The organism is Cupriavidus sp. FW305-3-2-15-C-LB2 (assembly GCF_058787575.1).
On sequence record NZ_JBYSZW010000040.1, the window covers coordinates 24243 to 40696 of the forward strand.

18 protein-coding genes are annotated in these 16454 nt (G+C 69.0%); 2 read left to right on the forward strand and 16 right to left on the reverse strand.

Features of this window, described 5'->3' with window-relative positions; all coding sequences use genetic code 11:
• Window positions 1–14: 14 nt before the first annotated feature.
• The 11 genes from AC3WRR_RS24980 to AC3WRR_RS25030 all read right to left on the reverse strand — a co-directional run bounded on the left by AC3WRR_RS24980 (window position 15) and on the right by AC3WRR_RS25030 (window position 11123).
• Window positions 15–1514 (reverse strand): cytochrome D1 domain-containing protein, encoded by a 1500-nt coding sequence (locus tag AC3WRR_RS24980; protein WP_492298403.1) that lies wholly within the window; start codon window positions 1512–1514, stop codon window positions 15–17.
• Window positions 1511–2674, reverse strand: coding sequence for a heme d1 biosynthesis radical SAM protein NirJ (gene nirJ / locus AC3WRR_RS24985; RefSeq protein WP_492298404.1), 1164 nt, complete (start codon window positions 2672–2674; stop codon window positions 1511–1513). Before nirJ ends, AC3WRR_RS24980 begins: the two co-directional genes overlap by 4 nt.
• Window positions 2675–2686: 12 nt before the next feature.
• The gene (gene ahbB / locus AC3WRR_RS24990; protein WP_058697327.1) at window positions 2687–3187 is read right to left on the reverse strand and encodes a siroheme decarboxylase subunit beta; all 501 of its coding nucleotides are present in this window, start codon (window positions 3185–3187) and stop codon (window positions 2687–2689) included.
• On the reverse strand, window positions 3187–3651 hold the full coding sequence (locus AC3WRR_RS24995; RefSeq protein WP_010810855.1) for an Lrp/AsnC family transcriptional regulator: 465 nt from the start codon (window positions 3649–3651) through the stop codon (window positions 3187–3189). Before AC3WRR_RS24995 ends, ahbB (AC3WRR_RS24990) begins: the two co-directional genes overlap by 1 nt.
• Window positions 3648–4637 (reverse strand): siroheme decarboxylase subunit beta, encoded by a 990-nt coding sequence (gene ahbB, locus AC3WRR_RS25000; protein WP_492293638.1) that lies wholly within the window; start codon window positions 4635–4637, stop codon window positions 3648–3650. The genes AC3WRR_RS24995 and ahbB (AC3WRR_RS25000) overlap by 4 nt, the downstream gene beginning before the upstream one ends.
• A 9-nt stretch (window positions 4638–4646) precedes the next feature.
• On the reverse strand, window positions 4647–5882 hold the full coding sequence (locus tag AC3WRR_RS25005; RefSeq protein WP_010810857.1) for a cytochrome D1 domain-containing protein: 1236 nt from the start codon (window positions 5880–5882) through the stop codon (window positions 4647–4649).
• Window positions 5822–6184, reverse strand: coding sequence for a c-type cytochrome (locus tag AC3WRR_RS25010; RefSeq protein ID WP_010810858.1), 363 nt, complete (start codon window positions 6182–6184; stop codon window positions 5822–5824). The genes AC3WRR_RS25005 and AC3WRR_RS25010 overlap by 61 nt, the downstream gene beginning before the upstream one ends.
• Window positions 6185–6196: 12 nt before the next feature.
• Complete coding sequence (locus AC3WRR_RS25015) at window positions 6197–7861, reverse strand: cytochrome D1 domain-containing protein (protein WP_439669393.1); 1665 nt, start codon at window positions 7859–7861, stop codon at window positions 6197–6199.
• A gap of 223 nt (window positions 7862–8084) precedes the next feature.
• On the reverse strand, window positions 8085–8729 hold the full coding sequence (gene leuD, locus AC3WRR_RS25020; RefSeq protein ID WP_058697323.1) for a 3-isopropylmalate dehydratase small subunit: 645 nt from the start codon (window positions 8727–8729) through the stop codon (window positions 8085–8087).
• Window positions 8722–10140 (reverse strand): 3-isopropylmalate dehydratase large subunit, encoded by a 1419-nt coding sequence (gene leuC, locus AC3WRR_RS25025; protein WP_492298405.1) that lies wholly within the window; start codon window positions 10138–10140, stop codon window positions 8722–8724. Before leuC ends, leuD begins: the two co-directional genes overlap by 8 nt.
• Window positions 10141–10160: 20 nt before the next feature.
• Window positions 10161–11123 (reverse strand): tripartite tricarboxylate transporter substrate binding protein, encoded by a 963-nt coding sequence (locus AC3WRR_RS25030; protein ID WP_011617752.1) that lies wholly within the window; start codon window positions 11121–11123, stop codon window positions 10161–10163.
• Window positions 11124–11225: 102 nt separating this feature from the next.
• Here AC3WRR_RS25030 and AC3WRR_RS25035 point away from each other — a divergent pair, with 102 nt between their 5' ends.
• Together AC3WRR_RS25035 and AC3WRR_RS25040 are read left to right on the forward strand one after the other, a co-directional pair.
• Window positions 11226–12152, forward strand: coding sequence for a LysR family transcriptional regulator (locus tag AC3WRR_RS25035; RefSeq protein WP_010810863.1), 927 nt, complete (start codon window positions 11226–11228; stop codon window positions 12150–12152).
• A 117-nt stretch (window positions 12153–12269) separates the two neighbouring features.
• Window positions 12270–12842 carry a DUF2889 domain-containing protein gene (locus AC3WRR_RS25040; protein ID WP_011617751.1) on the forward strand — a complete coding sequence of 191 codons (573 nt, stop codon included), beginning with the start codon at window positions 12270–12272 and terminating at the stop codon, window positions 12840–12842.
• Here the strand turns inward: AC3WRR_RS25040 and mobB are convergent.
• The 5 genes from mobB to narJ all read right to left on the reverse strand — a co-directional run bounded on the left by mobB (window position 12808) and on the right by narJ (window position 16429).
• Window positions 12808–13365 (reverse strand): molybdopterin-guanine dinucleotide biosynthesis protein B, encoded by a 558-nt coding sequence (gene mobB, locus AC3WRR_RS25045; RefSeq protein WP_011617750.1) that lies wholly within the window; start codon window positions 13363–13365, stop codon window positions 12808–12810. The genes AC3WRR_RS25040 and mobB overlap by 35 nt on opposite strands.
• Window positions 13366–13369: 4 nt before the next feature.
• Window positions 13370–14077 carry a carbonic anhydrase gene (locus AC3WRR_RS25050; protein ID WP_010810866.1) on the reverse strand — a complete coding sequence of 236 codons (708 nt, stop codon included), beginning with the start codon at window positions 14075–14077 and terminating at the stop codon, window positions 13370–13372.
• A gap of 15 nt (window positions 14078–14092) precedes the next feature.
• Window positions 14093–14845 (reverse strand): peptidylprolyl isomerase, encoded by a 753-nt coding sequence (locus AC3WRR_RS25055; RefSeq protein ID WP_010810867.1) that lies wholly within the window; start codon window positions 14843–14845, stop codon window positions 14093–14095.
• A gap of 28 nt (window positions 14846–14873) precedes the next feature.
• A complete protein-coding gene (narI, locus tag AC3WRR_RS25060) occupies window positions 14874–15557 on the reverse strand; it encodes a respiratory nitrate reductase subunit gamma (protein WP_010810868.1) in 684 nt (227 codons plus the stop codon).
• A gap of 197 nt (window positions 15558–15754) precedes the next feature.
• Window positions 15755–16429 (reverse strand): nitrate reductase molybdenum cofactor assembly chaperone, encoded by a 675-nt coding sequence (gene narJ / locus AC3WRR_RS25065; protein WP_492298409.1) that lies wholly within the window; start codon window positions 16427–16429, stop codon window positions 15755–15757.
• Between the last annotated feature and the right edge of the window lie 25 nt (window positions 16430–16454).

Below are 16454 nucleotides of genomic sequence, written 5' to 3' on the forward strand. Positions count from 1 at the left end.
ATCACCACGCCGGCTCAGTGGCTGGTGCCGGCCGAGCGCGTGGTCTTGTTGAAGACGTTGTACTTGCCGATGGGCTTGTCCATCGGCAGGCGCCTGACCTCCTGCAAGGTGGCCGCGTCGTACACCACGATGGCGCCGTCGCGCTCCATCAGGCTGACCAGCGCGTAGCGCCCGTCGCGCGTGAATTCGACGTGGGCAGCGGTGCGCCCCGCGCTCGGCGTAACGCTGCCGACCACCCGCAGGCTTTGCTTGTCGATCACCTGCAGCGTGTCGCGCCTCGGGCTCATCATGGCGTCGGCCCAGGCGTAGGGGGTGTTTTCATGGCTGCGCAGGAAGAAGCCCGGACCGTTGGTCGGCACGGTGGCGACCGTGTGCCAGTCCTGCATGTCGATCACCGTGATGCGCCCTTGCCCGAGGTCGGGCGAGGCCATCACCTCACGTCCGTCGCGCTGCCAGGTGATGCCGCTGCCCAGGTGCGGCATGCCGCCAAGCGATAGCGCCGCGACCTTTCGACCCTGCTGCAGGTCGATCACCTGGCCGCCACCCTTGCGCGAGGCGCCCAGGATATGGCGATAGGGTTGGTCGAAGAAGAAGTCGTCGAGCACATCGTCCAGCACCACCACGCGAGGTGCCAGCGCCGGCAGCGGCGCACCGGCCGCATCGGCGTACGGAATCTCCCAGACCTCGGCGATATCCTTCAGCGCGGCAATAAAGCTGTGGCGCGGCGCGGCGTCGTAGACGGCGGAGACGCGCGAGGCCTCGTCATTGCGCCCCTTCACGTCGATCACCCGCGCCAGCGACAGGTCTTCGGCATTGAGCAGCACCAGCGTGCGCGGCAGCGTATTGCCGGCCAGCACCCAGCGGCCATCATCGCTGACGGCGATGTTGCGCGTGTTCACGCCGACCCGGATCTCCGCCACATAGGCCAGGTTCCACAGGTCGTACTTGCTGACCCAGCCATCGCGGCTGGCCAGGTAGACATAGCGGCCGTCGCGGCTGAACTTGGGGCCGCCGTGCAGCGCAAAACGGGTGGCAAAGCGATGGACTGGTGCCAGCCGGTCCCCGTCGAGCACGGTCATATGATGGCTGCCGGCCTCCACCACCACGAACAGGTTCTGCGGATCGGCGCCGAACAGCGGCCGCGCCGGCAGGCTGCCGGGGGCGTGGTGGACGATATGGCTGGCGCGGATGGCCTGCGCGTTCCATTGCGGCGTGGCTGCGGGTGCCGTGCGCAGCCAGCGCGCCAGGGCCTGCAAGTCGGGCTCGGCCAGCGTGCCGGCGAATGCCGGCATCTGCGTGGCGGCGCGGCCAGCGTGCAGCACCTGGTCAAGTTCGCTGGCGCGCAGGCGCTCCAGGCTTTCCGGCAGCAGCGCGGGGCCCATGGCGCCGAGGCGGTCCGCGCCATGGCAGGCGGCGCAGTGCTGGCTGTAGAGCGCCGCGGGGTCGGCGGCCATGGCGGCTTGCGTGGCGCAGGCAAAGGCCAGGCCGACCAGCCATCGGAGCACGGTCTTCATGCCGCCACCTCCGTGCCCGGCGCATGCGCGATCTCGGCATCGCTCAGGTAGCAGCCCGGGTCTTCCGCCCAGGCGTTGCCTGTCAGCGCAAAGGCGCGCACCCGGGTATTGCCGTTGCAGATGGCGCGATATGCGCAGCCTGCGCAACGCCCCTGCAGCGGACGCGGCGTGCTGGCCAGGCCCGCCATCAGCGGATCGGCGCGGCTGGCCCAGATCTCGCCGAACGGCCGCTCGCGCACATTGCCCACGGTCACGTGCCACCACATCGTGTCGGGATGGACATTGCCGAGGTTGTCGATATTGGCCACGCCGACCCCGGTGGCGTTGCCGCCCCAGTGTTCCAGCCGCTGGCGCATATCCACCAGGCGATGCGGCAAGCGCCTGGCGATCCAGTACAGCAGGTACACGCCATCCGCATCGTTGTTGCCGGTGACGAAGTCGCCCGCATGGCCCTGCTGCGTGCGCTGCCAGACGTGGTCGAACAGCCAGTCGAGCGCGGCGCGGGTGCGCGCATGGTGCGCGTCTTCGGCGCGATGGCTGCGTGCACGGCCAGCATAGTTGAAGTGCGACAGGTAGAACTTGTCGATGCCCTCATGCTCGGTCAGCGCCACCAGGTCGGGCAGTTGCGCCGCGTTGGCTTCGGTCAGCGTCATGCGCACGCCCACGCGCAGGCCGGCCGCACGCGCGGCGCGCAGGCCCGCCAGCGCCTGCGCAAAGGCGCCGTCGCTGCGGCGGAAGCGGTCGTGCGTGGCGGGCAGGCCGTCCAGGCTGACGCCGACGTAGTCGAAGCCCGCTGCCGCTAGCCGCGCGGCATGCCCCGCATCGAGCAGCGTGCCGTTGGACGACAGCGACAGGTGGAAGCCGAGTGCGCGCGCCCGTGAGGCAATCTCGTAGAGGTCCGGCCGCAGCAGCGGTTCGCCCCCGGACAGGATCAGCGCGGGCACGCGCGCATCGCGCAACTGGTCGAGCACGCGCAGCGCCTCGGCGGTATCCAGCTCGCCCTTGAAGTCCGTGTCGGCGGAGGTGGCATAGCAGTGCCGGCAGTTGAGGTTGCAGCGGCGGATCAGGTTCCAGATCACCACCGGGCCGGCGGGCTTGCGCGGCGGCGGCACCGGGCCGGCATCGCGCAGGGCTTCCATGAAGCGGGACAGGCGGAACATGGGCGGGGTTTCCTATTGGTCTGGGCCGGGCGGCGGCAGGCGCAGCCCGGTTTTCTTGAGGATGCGGGTGGACCACAGCACGTCGTGCGCGCGGCAGGCGTCGCCAAGCAGTGCCGCGATCGCGGCAACCTGCGGCGCGGCGTCCTGGCGGGAGCGCGCATGGACCATCGCGAACAGGTTGTAGGGCCAATGCGGCAAGTGGCGCGGACGGCGATAGCAATGGCTGACGAAGGGCAGGGCGCCGATGCGCTCGCCGAGCGTGTCGATGAACGCATCGTCCACGTCCCACACGGTCATGCCGTTGGCGCGCCAGCCCAGCCGGTAGTGGTTGGGAACGGCGCCGATACGGCGCAGCACGCCGCGCGCATGCATCGCGGCGAGCCGCGCCATCACTTCCTGTTCGGTCAGGCCGAGTGCGCCGGCCACTGCCGCGTAGGGCGCCGGCACCAACGGCAGTCCTGCTTGCGTGGCGCGGATCAGCGCCAGGTCGACGGGATCGACAGGCTCGGGCATCAGGCGGGCAGGTAGAGGTTGACGAAGAACTCGCGTTCCTTCGGGAACGGCAGGATCTCGACGCCGGCCGCCGCCGCGATGCGCGCGAGTACCGGCGCGACATCTTCCTGCCTCGCCACCGCCAGCACGAACCACAGGTTCAGGTGATGCGTGCGCGCGTAGTGGTGGGCGACCTCGGGGTGCGCGTTGATGGCAGCGATCACGGCGTCCATCCGCTCGGCGGGTGCATGGCAGGCGCACAGCACGAAGCTGCCGCCCGCGCGCTCGATCTGGTACAGCGGGCCGAAGCGTGTCAGCACGCCTGCGGCAAGCAGTGCGCGCAGCCGCTCCAGCAGTTCGGCCTCGGTGATGCCGAGCGCCGCCGCCGCTTCGGCATACGGATGCGGCACCAGGGGCAGGCCGCGCTGCAGCGCGTTGATGATGCGGCGGTCGAGCGGGTCGAGTGCGGCGATGGCACGGGTCATGCCGACACCTGCATGGCATAGCGTGTGCCGCGCTGCTTGTAGCAGCGCGTGCCGACCAGCACGGTCCCGGGCGCATGTTCCAGCCCGGCGGTGGCATGGATGCGCGCCAGCGCGGGCAGCAAGTCTTGCGCATTGCGCGCATGGACCATCGCAAACAGGTTGTAGGGCCAGTCGGGCAGCCGGCGCGCGCGGCGGTAGCACAGGGTCACGCGCGCCAGCCGCGCCAGCCGCATGCCGATGGCGTCCACGTGCGCGTCGGGCACATCCCACACGCACATGGCGTTGTGGCCGAAGCCGAAGCGCCCATGCTGCAGCACCACGCCCAGGCGCCGGATCACGCCCTGCGCGGACCAGCGCGTCAGCCGCTCCAGGACCTGAGGCATCGCCATCCGCGCTTGCGCTGCCAGTGCGTGGAACGGGCGTGGCGTCAGCGGCAGGCCGGCTTCCAGTGCGGCCACCAGGCGCCAGTCGTCATCGTCCAGGGCGACAGGCGCGGCGGGAGCGGCCGCGCTGGCAGCGCGGCGGGCGCGTGCGCTGCCCGGGCGCGCGAGCGGGAAGCCGAGGTCGATGTGATACTCGCGGGCCATGGGCAGGTCCAGCGGCGCCAGGCCGGTCATTTCCCCGATCGACGCCAGCGTGACATCGAGCATGCGGCGCTCGCGCGCGCCCGCGACGAACCACAGGTTGTACGGATGGCCGCTGCGCGCATAGTTGTGGCTGACCGCCGCGCAGGCACTGACGCGCGCCGCCACGCGGTCCAGCTGGGCCGGCGGCACGGACAGCGCCGCCAGCGTGCTGACGCCGATCACGTTGGGCGCGAACACCGCGCCGACGCGGCTGATGCGCCCGTTGCCCAGGTCGCGCGCCAGCAGGCTCAGCAGCGTGTGCTCACACAGGCCGAGCTTGCCGGCCAGCGCCTGGTAGGGCCGCGGCTGCAGCGGGAAATCGCGCTGCAGGGTGTCGTAGACGCTCAGTTCATCGTACATGGTGTCCCTTTACATGCCAAACCGTTGCGCGCGCACGGTGAAGAAGATGCCGCTGGGGCTGTCGGCGGGCAGCGTGGCAATTCGCGCCAGGCTGGCGGTGTCGTAGATCTCGACACGGTTGTCGTCGCGGCAGGACAGCCACAGGGACTCGCCCTTGGGCGTGAACTCCATGTGCAGCACGCCGCGGCAGGGATGCAGCGTGCGCACCACCTGGCGCGTGGCGGTGTCGATCACCTGCACCGTGTCGTTGTGGGGGAAGGCGAAGTTGACCCAGACCTGGCGCCCGTCGGGGCGTGCCATCACAAAGACCGGCTGGCCGGCCAGCGCCACGCGCGCGGCCTGCTGCCAGCCGTTGGCGGGATCGGCCACCAGCACCTCATGACGGCCGATCGCCGGCAGCCAGGCCAAGCCCTGGGCCATGGCCCAGCCGCGCAGGTGCGGCATCTTGTAGACCGGCAGCGGCGCGCTGCCGCGGCCGTAGCCGGACAGCACGCGGCGCGACTGCAGCGGCGCCTGCCACAGGTCGACCAGCGCCAGGCCGTCCTCACCGAACAGGCCGGCCAGGTACCAGCGGCCATCGGGCGTGACCAGTCCGTCGTACGGCTCGCGGCCGGCGGGCAGGCGTGTCACCTGCGGCTGACGCGGATCGCCGGCATCGATGATCCAGATTTCGCCGGATTCGAACAGGCTGGCGGCAAAGCGGCGGCCGGGCAGGTCGGCCAGGCCCACCACCTTGGAGCGGCGGCCGTCATTGCCGATGGCCGGCAGGTCAGCCAGCGGCTCAAGCGTCTGGGCATCGAACAGGCGGATGCCGCCGGGCGCGTAGTTCTGCGTGGCCACCACGCGGCCGTCCTGCGAGATCGCGCCGCCGATGCTGTTGCCCGCCTGCAGCACGCGGTGGGTGATGCGGGCGCTGAGCAGGTCCACGCGCGTCAGGCCGCCGTCGCGGCCGAAGACATAGGCGTAGCGTGTGTTGCGCGAGAACACCACGCTGGCATGGGACAAATCACCGAGTCCTTCCACGGTTGCCAGCCGGGTCATGCCGGTGGTCTCGACGATCTGCAGCCGTCCGGCGGCGCGCTCCACCACCACGCCCAGGTCGCCGGTGCCGCGCGCGGCGCTGGCACAACCGGCCACCAGCGCGGCGGCAACGGTGGCGCACAAGGCCGCGGCCAGGCCGCGGATCAGTTGCCTTGCGGCGAGGCGGCCGGTGGCTTGCCGGCCTGCAGTCGATCGATCAGCCATTGGGCTTCATCCTGCGTCATGAAGGGTTGCCAGGGCGGCATCGCGGTGCCGGGGCGGCCGTACAGCACGGTGGCGACCAGGCCCTCGGGCGGCTTGCCGGACAGTGCCTCGCGCGTCAGCGGCGGGCCCAGCCCGCCGCCAAGCGTCATGCCGTGGCAGGCGCCGCAGTCATCGCGCAGCCAGTGCGCAAGCTGCGCCTGCCGGGCAGCGGTGGGCTGGGCCGCCGCGCCGGGCGCTGCGCCCAGCAAGGCCGCTGCCAGCCCCGCCAGCGCAGCGCGCCGCCAGGCGATGTGATTACGCATGGTGGCGCCGGCTCAGTACACGTCGTGCTGCGTGTTATAGGCGTTGAACTTGCCGGTCGGGGTGATCAGGCGCTTGTCCTTGATCACGGTCTTGAGCGTGCGGGTCTTGTCGTCGACCACCACCAGCGCGGACTCGCCGTCCTTGGTGCCCCAGACCGAGAACCAGACCTCGTCGCCGGCCTTGTTGTACTCGGCCTGCACCACGCGCCTGGCGCCCGCGCCCTTCAGGCCGGCCCAGTCGGCGATCGGCAGCACCTTGTAGCCGGCTTCCAGGTTGCGCGTGTCGAACACCGCCACCGACTGGTTGAGCTTGGCGTCAGGGTTCAGCGGCGTGTCGACCCACAGGTTGGACGACTTCGGGTGGGTCTTGATGAAGAGTGAGCCGCCGCCCTGGCCCTTGATGGTCTGCACCACCTTCCACGCCTGCGCCGGGTGTCCGGCCGGGTCGGTGCCGATCAGGCTGATGGTCTCGTCGCCAAGGTGGCTGGTGGCCCAGACCGGGCCCAACTTCGGATGCATGAAGTTGGCGCCGCGCCCCGGATGCGGGGTCTTGCCCACGTCGATCAGCGCGGCCAGCTTGTCTTCCTTGGTGTCGACCACGGCAATCTTGTCGGACGCATTGGCGGCCACCAGGAAGTAGCGGCCGGTGGCGTCGAAGCCGCCGTCATGCAGGAACTTGGCCGAATCGATGGTGGTGGTCTTCAGGTTGGACAAGTCCGAGTAGTTGACCATCAGGATCTTGCCGGTCTCCTTGGCGTTGATCACGAACTCCGGATGGAAATGGCTGGCGACGATGGCCGCCACGCGCGGCTCGGGGTGGTATTCGTTGTCCACGGTCATGCCGCGCGTGGAGACCACCTTGAGCGGCTTGAGCGTGTCGCCTTCCATGATCACGTACTGCGGCGGCCAGTAGGAGCCGGCCACGGCGTACTTGTCTTCATAGCCCTTGTACTTGGAGGTCTCGACCGAGCGCGCCTCCATGCCGACCTTCACTTCCGCGACGATATCGGGCTTGGGCAGCCACAGGTCGATCAGGTCCAGCCGCGCGTCGCGGCCGATCACGTACAGGTAGCGCCCGGACGCCGACATGCGCGAGATATGCACCGCGTAGCCGGTCTTGACGATATTGATGATCTGCTTGCTGTCGCCGTCGATCAGCGCGACCTCGCCGGCATCGCGCAGCGTCACCGAGAAGAGGTTGTCCAGGTTGTACTGGTTCATCTTCTTTGTCGGACGCTGGGCCACCGGCAGGATGTCCTTGCGGCTTTTCTCGATATCGGCCAGCGAGTATTCGGGCGGGGTCGGCGGGTCGAGCTGGATATAGCGCGCCATCAGGTCGACTTCCGGGTCAGTAAGATCGCCCGAGGTGCCCCAGTTCGGCATGCCGGCGGGGCTGCCGTACTTGATGAAGGTCTTCAGGTACTCGGTGCCGCGTGCGCGGGTGATGTCCGGCGTCAGCGCCTTGCCGGTCGCGCCCTTGCGCAGCACGCCGTGACAGCCGGCGCAGCGCTCGAAGTAGATCTGCCGGGCGTGGTCGAACTCAGCGGCAGTGAGGGTGGGGATGGCGGCTTTCGGTTCCGCCTTCGGTTCTGCCTTGGTGGCTGCATGTGGCAGCCCGAGCCAGAGTGAGAGCGGCAATGCCGCGATTGCCGGGTACAGCCAGTTTTTTGCTTTCATGGGTGCCGTGGATCAGCGGTGAGGAAAGCTGTTTCGCGGTGCCCATGCCTGCGTGGCGGGCACCTGTCGTCGTGTGGAAATCATGCGGACACACTGACGACATGGAATTGACTGGCATCAAACGGTGGCGGCGGTGCGGGAACGAAGTGTGGGGTGGTGTTGATCCTTGTCGTTTGCAGCGGGGCAAGCGCGCCGCGGAGGCGACGCGCTTGCAGGGCAGGCTTCAGGTCGCGCCCAGGCGGTCGCGCGTGCGCCTGGCCACGTTCGTTGTCCACGGGAACGCGCTCCGGTATTGCTGGATGAACTGCTCGATCTCGCCGCGCTGCCGCAGCGACAGGCCGATCATGTCCAGCCCTTCGATAAACATGCGGCGGTGCCGTGCCGACAGCTCGAAGGCGTAGTCGCCGGAGGGCGTGCGCACGCGCATCGCCTCGACATCGATGCTGATGGTGTTGGCCGCGTCCGCATCCACGTCGTTCATCAACGGCCCGATCACCTCGCGTGGCAGCATCACCAGCAGCAGCCGGTTGTTCATCGCGTTCGAATAGAAGATCTCGCCGAAGCTCGGCGCAATCACGGCGCGGATGCCGAATTGCTGCAGGCCCCAGACGGCGTGCTCGCGGCTGGAGCCGCAGCCGAAGTTGGCGCCGCTCACCAGGATGCTGGCGCCGGCGTACTCGGGCCGGTTCAGCACGAAGCCAGGGCGCGGCGCGCCGCTGGCGTCGAAGCGGTGGTCGTAGAGAATGCCCTCGGCCAGCCCCGACTTGTCGATCCCGCGCAGGAACTGCTTGGGGATGATCTGGTCGGTATCGAGGTTCTCGAAGCGGATGGCGGCGCCTTTGCCGGCGATGCAGGTGGGTTCAGGCATGGGTGATCTCCAGCTTGCGGACGTCGGTGATGACGCCGGTGACGGCGGCCGCAGCGGCCATGGCCGGGCTCATCAGGTGGGTGATGGCACCGCGCCCCTGCCGGCCCTCGAAATTGCGGTTGGTGGTGGAAGCGCAGCGCACGCCGTCGGCGAGCACGTCGTCGTTCATGGCCAGGCACATCGAGCAACCCGGTTGTCGCCATTCAAAGCCGGCGGCGGTGAGGACTTCGGCCAGGCCCTCGCGCTCGGCCTGGGCCTTGACCGCGCCCGACCCGGGCACCACCATGGCCCTGACCCCCGCGGCCACCTTGCGGCCGCGCACCACGCTGGCGACCGCGCGCAGGTCCTCGATGCGGCCGTTGGTGCAGGAGCCGATGAAGACGTGCTGGATCGGCGTGCCTGCCAGCGCGGCGCCCGGTTGCAGGTGCGTGTACGCCAGCGCGCGCTCGACCGAGCGCTGCTCGGCCTCGTCGAGCTGGTCTTCCGGGAACGGGATCTGGCCGGAAACCGGCAGTACCTGGTCCGGGCTGGTGCCCCAGGTGACGTAGGGCTCGATCTCGCTTGCGTCGAACACGAAGTCCATGTCGAACACGGCGTCCGCATCGCTTTGGAGAGTCGCCCAGTAGCTGAGCGCGGCGTCGCGCTGCGGGCCTTCGATATCCACGGCGCGGCGCAGCACATAGTCCGTGGCGACCGCGTCCGGCGCGATCAGCGCGCCGCGCGCCGCGGCCTCCACAGTCATATTGCACAGCGTGAAGCGGGCCTCGATGCTCAGGTCGCGGATCGCCGATCCGCAGTACTCCACCACATAGCCGCGTGCACCTTGCGCGCCGATCGCGCCGATGATCCTGAGGATCAGGTCCTTGGCGGTGGTCCCGGCGGGCAGCTTGCCGTCCACGCGGATGCGCATGGTGCTGGCCATCCGGTAGACCAGCGTCTGGGTGGCCAGCACATGCTCGACCTCGGAGGTGCCGATGCCGAAGCCGAGCGCGCCGAGCGCACCGTAGGTGGTGGTATGGCTGTCGCCGCAGATCACCACCATGCCCGGCCGGATCATGCCGTGCTCGGGCGCGATCACATGCTCGATGCCCTGCAGCGTGTCGTTGGTGTCGAACAGCGGGATCGCGTGCCGCTCGCAGTTGGCACGCAGGTTGGTGGCCTGCAGCGCCGAGGCCGGATCCGCGATCACGCGGATCGCGGTGGGGTGCGTCGGGATGATATGGCTGACCACCGAGACGTTCTGTCCGGGCACCAGCACGCCGCGGTCCTGTTCATGCAGCCCGGCGAAGGCCTGCGGGCTGGTGTACTCGTTCATCAGGTGCAGGTCGCAGTACAACAGCACATTGTCGTCGTCGAGCCTGGCCACGGTATGGGAGTCGACCAGCTTCTGGTATAGCGTCTTGGGGGGCATGGCAACTGCCTTGTCTGTCGTTATTCCGCGGTGATGCCGCGCTGCCTGATCAGGTTGGCCCACACGGGCATCTCCTTTTCCAGGCGCTGGCGCGCGGCCTCGGGCGTGGTCGGGGTAGGCTCGAAGCCTTCCTTGAGCATGCGCTCACGGGTTGCCTGCGCGGCCAGCGCGGTGTTCAGCGCCGCGTTCAGCTTGTCGATCACGGGCCTGGGCGTGCCGGCCGGGGCAAACACCATGAACCAGGTCTCGAAGGCATAGCCGGGCAGGCCCGCCTCGGCCGCGGTCGGCACATTGGGCAACTGCGGCGCGCGCTTGCTGCCGGTGACGGCGAGCGCCTTGAGCTTGCCGCCCTGCACATGCTGCTGCGCGGCCGAGATCACCGGGAAGCTCATGTCGACCTGGCCCGCGATGGTGTCGACCAGGGCCGGGCCGCCGCCGCGGTACGGCACGTGGACGATGGAGACGTTGGCCACCGACTTGAACAGCTCGGCCGACATATGGAAGGTGCTGCCGTTGCCCGCGGACCCGTAGGTCAGCTTGCCCGGCGTGGCCCTGGCAGCGGCGATCAGTTCCTGCAGGTTCCTGGCGGGCACGTTGTTGTTGACCACCAGCACGTGCTGCGAACTGGCGACCATGCCGATCGGGGCCAGGTCCTTCAGCGTGTCATACGGCATGCGCGGGAACAGACCCGGGTTGATGGCCAGGGACACCGTCTGCAGGCCGATGGTGTAGCCGTCGGCGGCGGCCTTGGCCACGGCATCGACGCCGATATTGCCGCCGGCGCCGGCACGGTTCTCGACCACGATGGTGCCGCCCAGGCTCTTCGACCAGGCATCCGAGACCAGGCGGGCGGCGATGTCGGCACTGCCGCCCGGGGCGTACGGCACGACCAGACGCACCGGGCGCTGGGGATAGGACTGCGCCGCGGCCGTGCCGATCGACGCGGCACACAGCAGCAAGGCCGTGAGGTGGGCAACTTTCATGGGTGTCTCCTGGTTTAGGAATCGTTATGGAAACCATCGTATCATTCACCTATGGGCACATAATTCAAACTCAGTTACTTCTTTGTTTCCTGGTATTCACCAATGGATAACCTCTCGGACGTCGCGTTCTTTGCGTGCATCAACAAGCAGGGCAGCCTGACCGGCGCCGCGCAGGAGCTTGGCGTGACGCCGCCCGCCGTCAGCAAGCGGCTGGCGGGGCTGGAGGCACGGCTGCGCGTCCGGTTGCTGCACCGGACCACGCGCCGCATCAGCCTGACGCCGGAAGGGGAGAGCTATCTGGTGGAGGGAGCGCGGATCCTCGCGGAGATGGAGGCGCTGGAGCGATCGATCGCGGGCACCGGCAGCACCCCGCACGGCTTGCTGAAGATCGGCGCCACGCTCGGCTTCGGACGGCGGCATATCGCGCCGGCGCTGTCGGGGTTCTCGCGCCGCTGTCCGAATATCGAGGTCCAGCTCTACCTGACCGACCGGCCCCTGAACCTGGTCGAGCAGGGCCTGGACGCCATGATCCACTTTGGCGAGATGCCGGACGTGCGCCTGACGGCGCGCCTGCTGGCCAACAACCGCCGCCTGCTCTGTGCCGCGCCGTCCTACCTGGAAGCGCGGGGCGAGCCATCGAGCCCGCGCGAGCTGGCGCGGCACAACTGCATCTTCATCCGCGAAGCCGACGAGACCTTCGGCACCTGGCACCTGCGCCATGGCGCGCAGCAGGAGACCATCAAGGTCCGCGGCACCATGAGCACCAATGACGGGGAATCGGCGCTGGCCTGGGCGCTCGATGGCCAGGGCCTGATCGTGCGCTCCGAGTGGGATGTTGCGGAGCCCCTGCGCAGCGGCGCCCTGCGCCGGGTGCTGCCCCAATGGCAGTTCGCGCCCGCGGATATCCACCTGGTGTTCCCGGCGCGCAACCATCGCCCGGACAAGGTGCGGGCGCTGGTGGACTTCCTGCTGGAACACTTTGCCAGCCACCGTGCCTCCGGCGCGGGCAGCTCGGACAGCAGCTGGTAGCCATCTGGCGGCGATCCTGCGCGGCACCGGAGCCGCGCCACCCGATACTGGGGGGCGATTCCGGCGCCGCTAGCGTCCATCATGACCGGCAATATTAGAAGCCCGACGGACACACGCATGGAAACAGCCCCCACGCCCCAACCCGGACGCACGCTGCGTCACACCCGCCAGATCGAATGCCGCGGCTATCTGCGCGACGATGGCCTCTATGACATCGAGGCCGATATGGATGATATTTCCGCCGACGCCACCGAACTGCCCTTTGTCAGCGTGCCCGACGGGGGCTTCATTCACCAGATGCGCCTGTGCATGACGATCGGCGCGGACCTGGTGATCCGGCGCTTCGAGGCCCGCACCGAGACCGGACCGACGCCATACTGCGCGGAGATCAACGCCGCCTATCGGCAGCTCGAGGGCCTGCGCATCGGCGGCGGCTTCCGGCAGCAGGCCAGGGCGCGCCTGGGGGGCGCCAAGGGCTGTACCCACCTGACCGAGCTGCTGGGGCCGCTGGCCACCACCGCGATGCAGACCATCATGTCGGTGCAGCGCGAACAGTCGCCGTGGCATGCCAAGCTGGCGGGAGACGAGCCCGTACCCCGGCCCTGGATACTGGACACCTGCCACGCCTACCGCAACGACGGCGAGGCCGTGAACGTCATCTGGCCGTTGCACCGTCGCGCGAGCGACTGAACGCGGCGGCCGCGCTCGCCGCCCCCGCCTCGTCCTTCATGGCGAGGATGAAGCCCCCCACCTGTGCAATGTCGTCAAGGGCCATGCAAGGCAGTACCGAGTCCATGCGCGCGTCGGTGGCCAGTGCGACGATCGAAGGGTCGCCCGGGTAGTAGGGCGCGCGCCCGTGCGCCGGCCGGTAGACCTCGATGCGCGGAATCGCCTCGCGCCGGAAGCCTTCCACCAGCGTGATATCGGCCGGCCGCAGGCGCGCCACCTGCTCGGCCAGCGTCGGCTCGGCCTCGTCGGCCAGTTCGCGCACGATGGCGAAGCGATAGGGCGATGCCACCATCACCTCGGCCGCGCCGGCGCCGCGAAAGCGCGCGCTGTCCTTGCCCGGCGGCTCCAGTTCGAGCGGATGATGGCTGTGCTTGATCACGTTGACGGTCAGGCCCTGTGCGCGGAACCACGGCAGCAGTGCCGTGATCAGCGTGGTCTTGCCGCTGCCGGAGGTGCCGGTAATGCCAAGGATGAAGGGATGCATGGGGTCAGGGTTCGCAGGGTTCGCGGAGTTCAGTTTGGGCGGGCAGCGGGCACACCAGCGGCAGGAAGCTGTCGGCACGCTGCGAATAGGCCAGCAGCGCGCCGGCCTGCAGGTCGAAATACCAGCCGTGCAGCGTCAGCGTGCCGGCCTCCAGTGCGCGCCGCACGAACGGGAAAGTCTGCAGGTTGCGCAGCGACACCAGGATCGCCGCCTGTTCGCAGGCGCGCTGGCGCTCGGCGGCGCTGGCCGCGGCCAGGGCTTCCTCCACCTGCCTGCGCGCCGGTGCCGCGATGCGCACCCAGGCGCCGATGTAGTCGGGGTCTTCGCTTTCGTCGGGCGCATGGTCGCCGGCGTCGGCCGGCTGCGCCAGCAAGGCGCGGATGCCGCCGCAGCCGCCGTGGCCCATCACGATGATGCGGGCCACGCGCAGCTGCTGCACGGCAAACTGGATCGCCGCGCATACGCCGTGCAGGCTGCCTTCATGGCGGCCGGTGCACGGTGGCACCAGGTTGCCGATATTGCGCACGGTAAAGAGCTCGCCCGGATCGCAGCCCAGCAGCAGGCCAGGATCGACGCGTGAATCGCTGCAGCCGATCAGCAGCGTGGGCGGGCGCTGGCCGGTGCGCAGCGTGTCGAACAGCCCGGGCTCGTCGTCGAAATAGCGTTGCTGGAAGCGTTCGAAACCTTTGAGCAGTTGTTCGATGTGATGCATGGCGGCATCCAGGCGCTACTGCACCAGCGGGCTGTCGGCGCCCTCCAGCTCGATGCCTTCGATGCGCGCGCGCCCGATCAGCAGGCTGGCGTACTGCTTCCAGGCTCGGTCGCGCGCGGCACTGGCCAGGGCGCGGGCAATGTCGCCGCGCACCGCATCGAAGGGCAGGCGCGTGCCGGGGCAGCGTTCCAGTACGCGCACGATATGCAGGCCATAACGGGTTTCAAGCAAATGCGGCAGCACGCCGTCCTGCTGCGCCGCGAACAGCGCGCGCTCGAATTCCGGCGCGGTCTCGCCGCGGAACACGCGGCCAAGGCGGCCGCCGTTGGCGCCGCTCGGGCAGTTGGACAGCGCGCGGGCGTGCTCGGGAAAGGTGGAAGGATCGCCGCGCACCAGTGCCAGCGTCTGCGCGGCGATCTCGCGCAGCGCGTCCAGCGGCACGCGCGGCGTGACCTGGAACAGGATATGGTCGGCCTCGACCCATTCGCCGTCGCGAAAGCGCTCGGGGCGGCTGTCGTAGTGGCGGCGGCAGCTGGCTTCGTCGGGCTCGGGGATGCCGGCCTCGCGTTCCAGCAGGGCCAGCGCCAGGGCGTCGTCATCCAGTCCTTCGGCGGCAAGGCCGATGCGGTCGGCTTCGGTGCGCACCAGTTGGCGCAGGATGGCCGAGATGGTGGCCAGCCGCGCCGGGTTGGCGGCATCGTGATGGTGGTCCAGCTCGCGTTCGATATCGGCGTCGCGCAGTTCCACGCCGTTGACGGTGACAGGCATGCTGTTTCTCCTTGTCGGGTGGCGGCGCTCAGCGGCTGCGCACCAGTTGCCAGGCGCGGCCGAGATAGCCGACCGAGGCGAAGCCGCTCCACACATGCACCAGCCGCGTGAACGGGAAGATCGCGAACAGCGTGATGCCCATGAACAGGTGCGCCTTGAACAGCAGCGGCGCATCGGCGATATAGCTGGCGGCGTCGCCGCGCAGCGTGACGAGGTGCTGGGCCCAGGTCATCAGTTGCACCATCATGTGGCCGTCCATGTGGCTGGCGGATTCGAAGATGGTGGACAGGCCCAGCAGCAGCGTCACCAGCAGCCACAGCAGCAGCACCTTGTCGCCGGTGCGGGTCACGGCCGACACGCGAGCGTTGGTCAGGCGGCGGTGCAGCAGGATCAGCAGTCCGGCCAGGCACATGGTGCCCATCACGCCGCCCGCGGCCATTGCCACGGCCTGCTTGAAGCCGTGCGCGACACCCAGCGCATCCCACACCGCCACCGGCGTCAGCAGGCCGACCAGGTGGCCGAAGAACAGGCCGAGGATGCCGACGTGGAACAGGATGTTGCCGGTGCGCAGGTTGCCGCGGTACAGCACCTGCGAGCTGTCGGTCTTCCAGGTGTATTGCTCGCGCTCGAAGCGGGCCAGGCTGCCGAACAGGAAGATGGCGGCAGCGATGTACGGATAGATGCCGTAGAGGAATTGGTGGAGGGTTGCCATGGTGTTTGCTCTGTAGCTGCCTTTGAGGCAGGTTCGGTCGTCTCAATTGCCAACTGTGTTCCCCTCTCCCCTCAGCGGGAGAGGGGTAGGGGAGAGGGGTGGTTTAAGCACCGGCGCTTCGTGGAAGCTCCTGCCCTCTCCCCCGCCCCTCTCCCGCAAGCGGGAGAGGGGAGAACACCGCGGGTCCGCATGAGGAGTCAGCAGGCAGCCGGCATTGGCGCCCTGACACGCGGATCGCGCGGATAGAACTTCACCGCCTGCGGCCCGCCTTGCGGCGCCAGCAACGGCTCCACGCCATCAGCCCCCGGCCCGAAGGTCTCCAGCGCTTCATCCATATCTCGCACCGGCGGCTCCTGCTGCGGTTGCGGCTGCACGTCGGTCAGCGTGCGCAGCACCGCGAACACGCCGGCGTACGGGCTTTCGTTGCGCGCCAGGCGCTCGCCGATCGCGGCCAGCACGTGGATCGCGTCGCCCAGCAATTGCTCGGCGCGCGCTTCCTTGCCGTCGGCCACCAGCGCGCCGAGGAACTCCAGGAACAGCGGCACGTAGTCGGGCAGCTCGGACGCGGCGGGTTCAAAGCCTTCGCGCCGGTACTCGTCGATCAGGTCGACCATGGCCTGGCCGCGGTCGCGGCTTTCGCCGTGCACGTGCTCGAACAGGTGCAGCGAGTGCGCCGGGTTGCGGTCGAAGGTGGCGACGTAGTTCTCCTGCAGCGCGATCAGCGACTCGCTGTGCAGCAGGCCGGTCACGGGGGCCAGCAGCGCGCGCGCCTGCGGCCATTCGGCCAGCGCGGTGTCGATCTCGGGCAGGGCGTCGAGCAGTTCCTGCTCGGGATAGCCGAGCAGGGCGCTGAGGATGGGATAGAGGGGCATGTTGTTCTCCGTGCGGTTCGTGGCA

What these genes read in the sequence shown, in the direction of transcription:
- ahbB (WP_058697327.1), bottom strand. Translation starts at nt 3,187, where the DNA reads ATGCCCGAGCCTGTCGATCCCGTCGACCTGGCGCTGATCCGCGCCACG.
- mobB (WP_011617750.1), bottom strand. Translation starts at nt 13,365, where the DNA reads ATGCATCCCTTCATCCTTGGCATTACCGGCACCTCCGGCAGCGGCAAG.
- AC3WRR_RS25030 (WP_011617752.1), bottom strand. Translation starts at nt 11,123, where the DNA reads ATGAAAGTTGCCCACCTCACGGCCTTGCTGCTGTGTGCCGCGTCGATC.
- AC3WRR_RS25040 (WP_011617751.1), top strand. Translation starts at nt 12,270, where the DNA reads ATGGAAACAGCCCCCACGCCCCAACCCGGACGCACGCTGCGTCACACC.
- AC3WRR_RS25055 (WP_010810867.1), bottom strand. Translation starts at nt 14,845, where the DNA reads ATGCCTGTCACCGTCAACGGCGTGGAACTGCGCGACGCCGATATCGAA.
- AC3WRR_RS25015 (WP_439669393.1), bottom strand. Translation starts at nt 7,861, where the DNA reads ATGAAAGCAAAAAACTGGCTGTACCCGGCAATCGCGGCATTGCCGCTC.
- narJ (WP_492298409.1), bottom strand. Translation starts at nt 16,429, where the DNA reads ATGCCCCTCTATCCCATCCTCAGCGCCCTGCTCGGCTATCCCGAGCAG.
- AC3WRR_RS25035 (WP_010810863.1), top strand. Translation starts at nt 11,226, where the DNA reads ATGGATAACCTCTCGGACGTCGCGTTCTTTGCGTGCATCAACAAGCAG.
- AC3WRR_RS24980 (WP_492298403.1), bottom strand. Translation starts at nt 1,514, where the DNA reads ATGAAGACCGTGCTCCGATGGCTGGTCGGCCTGGCCTTTGCCTGCGCC.
- AC3WRR_RS25005 (WP_010810857.1), bottom strand. Translation starts at nt 5,882, where the DNA reads ATGGCTGATCGATCGACTGCAGGCCGGCAAGCCACCGGCCGCCTCGCC.
- narI (WP_010810868.1), bottom strand. Translation starts at nt 15,557, where the DNA reads ATGGCAACCCTCCACCAATTCCTCTACGGCATCTATCCGTACATCGCT.
- AC3WRR_RS24995 (WP_010810855.1), bottom strand. Translation starts at nt 3,651, where the DNA reads ATGACCCGTGCCATCGCCGCACTCGACCCGCTCGACCGCCGCATCATC.
- nirJ (WP_492298404.1), bottom strand. Translation starts at nt 2,674, where the DNA reads ATGTTCCGCCTGTCCCGCTTCATGGAAGCCCTGCGCGATGCCGGCCCG.
- leuC (WP_492298405.1), bottom strand. Translation starts at nt 10,140, where the DNA reads ATGCCCCCCAAGACGCTATACCAGAAGCTGGTCGACTCCCATACCGTG.
- ahbB (WP_492293638.1), bottom strand. Translation starts at nt 4,637, where the DNA reads ATGTACGATGAACTGAGCGTCTACGACACCCTGCAGCGCGATTTCCCG.
- AC3WRR_RS25050 (WP_010810866.1), bottom strand. Translation starts at nt 14,077, where the DNA reads ATGCATCACATCGAACAACTGCTCAAAGGTTTCGAACGCTTCCAGCAA.
- AC3WRR_RS25010 (WP_010810858.1), bottom strand. Translation starts at nt 6,184, where the DNA reads ATGCGTAATCACATCGCCTGGCGGCGCGCTGCGCTGGCGGGGCTGGCA.
- leuD (WP_058697323.1), bottom strand. Translation starts at nt 8,729, where the DNA reads ATGCCTGAACCCACCTGCATCGCCGGCAAAGGCGCCGCCATCCGCTTC.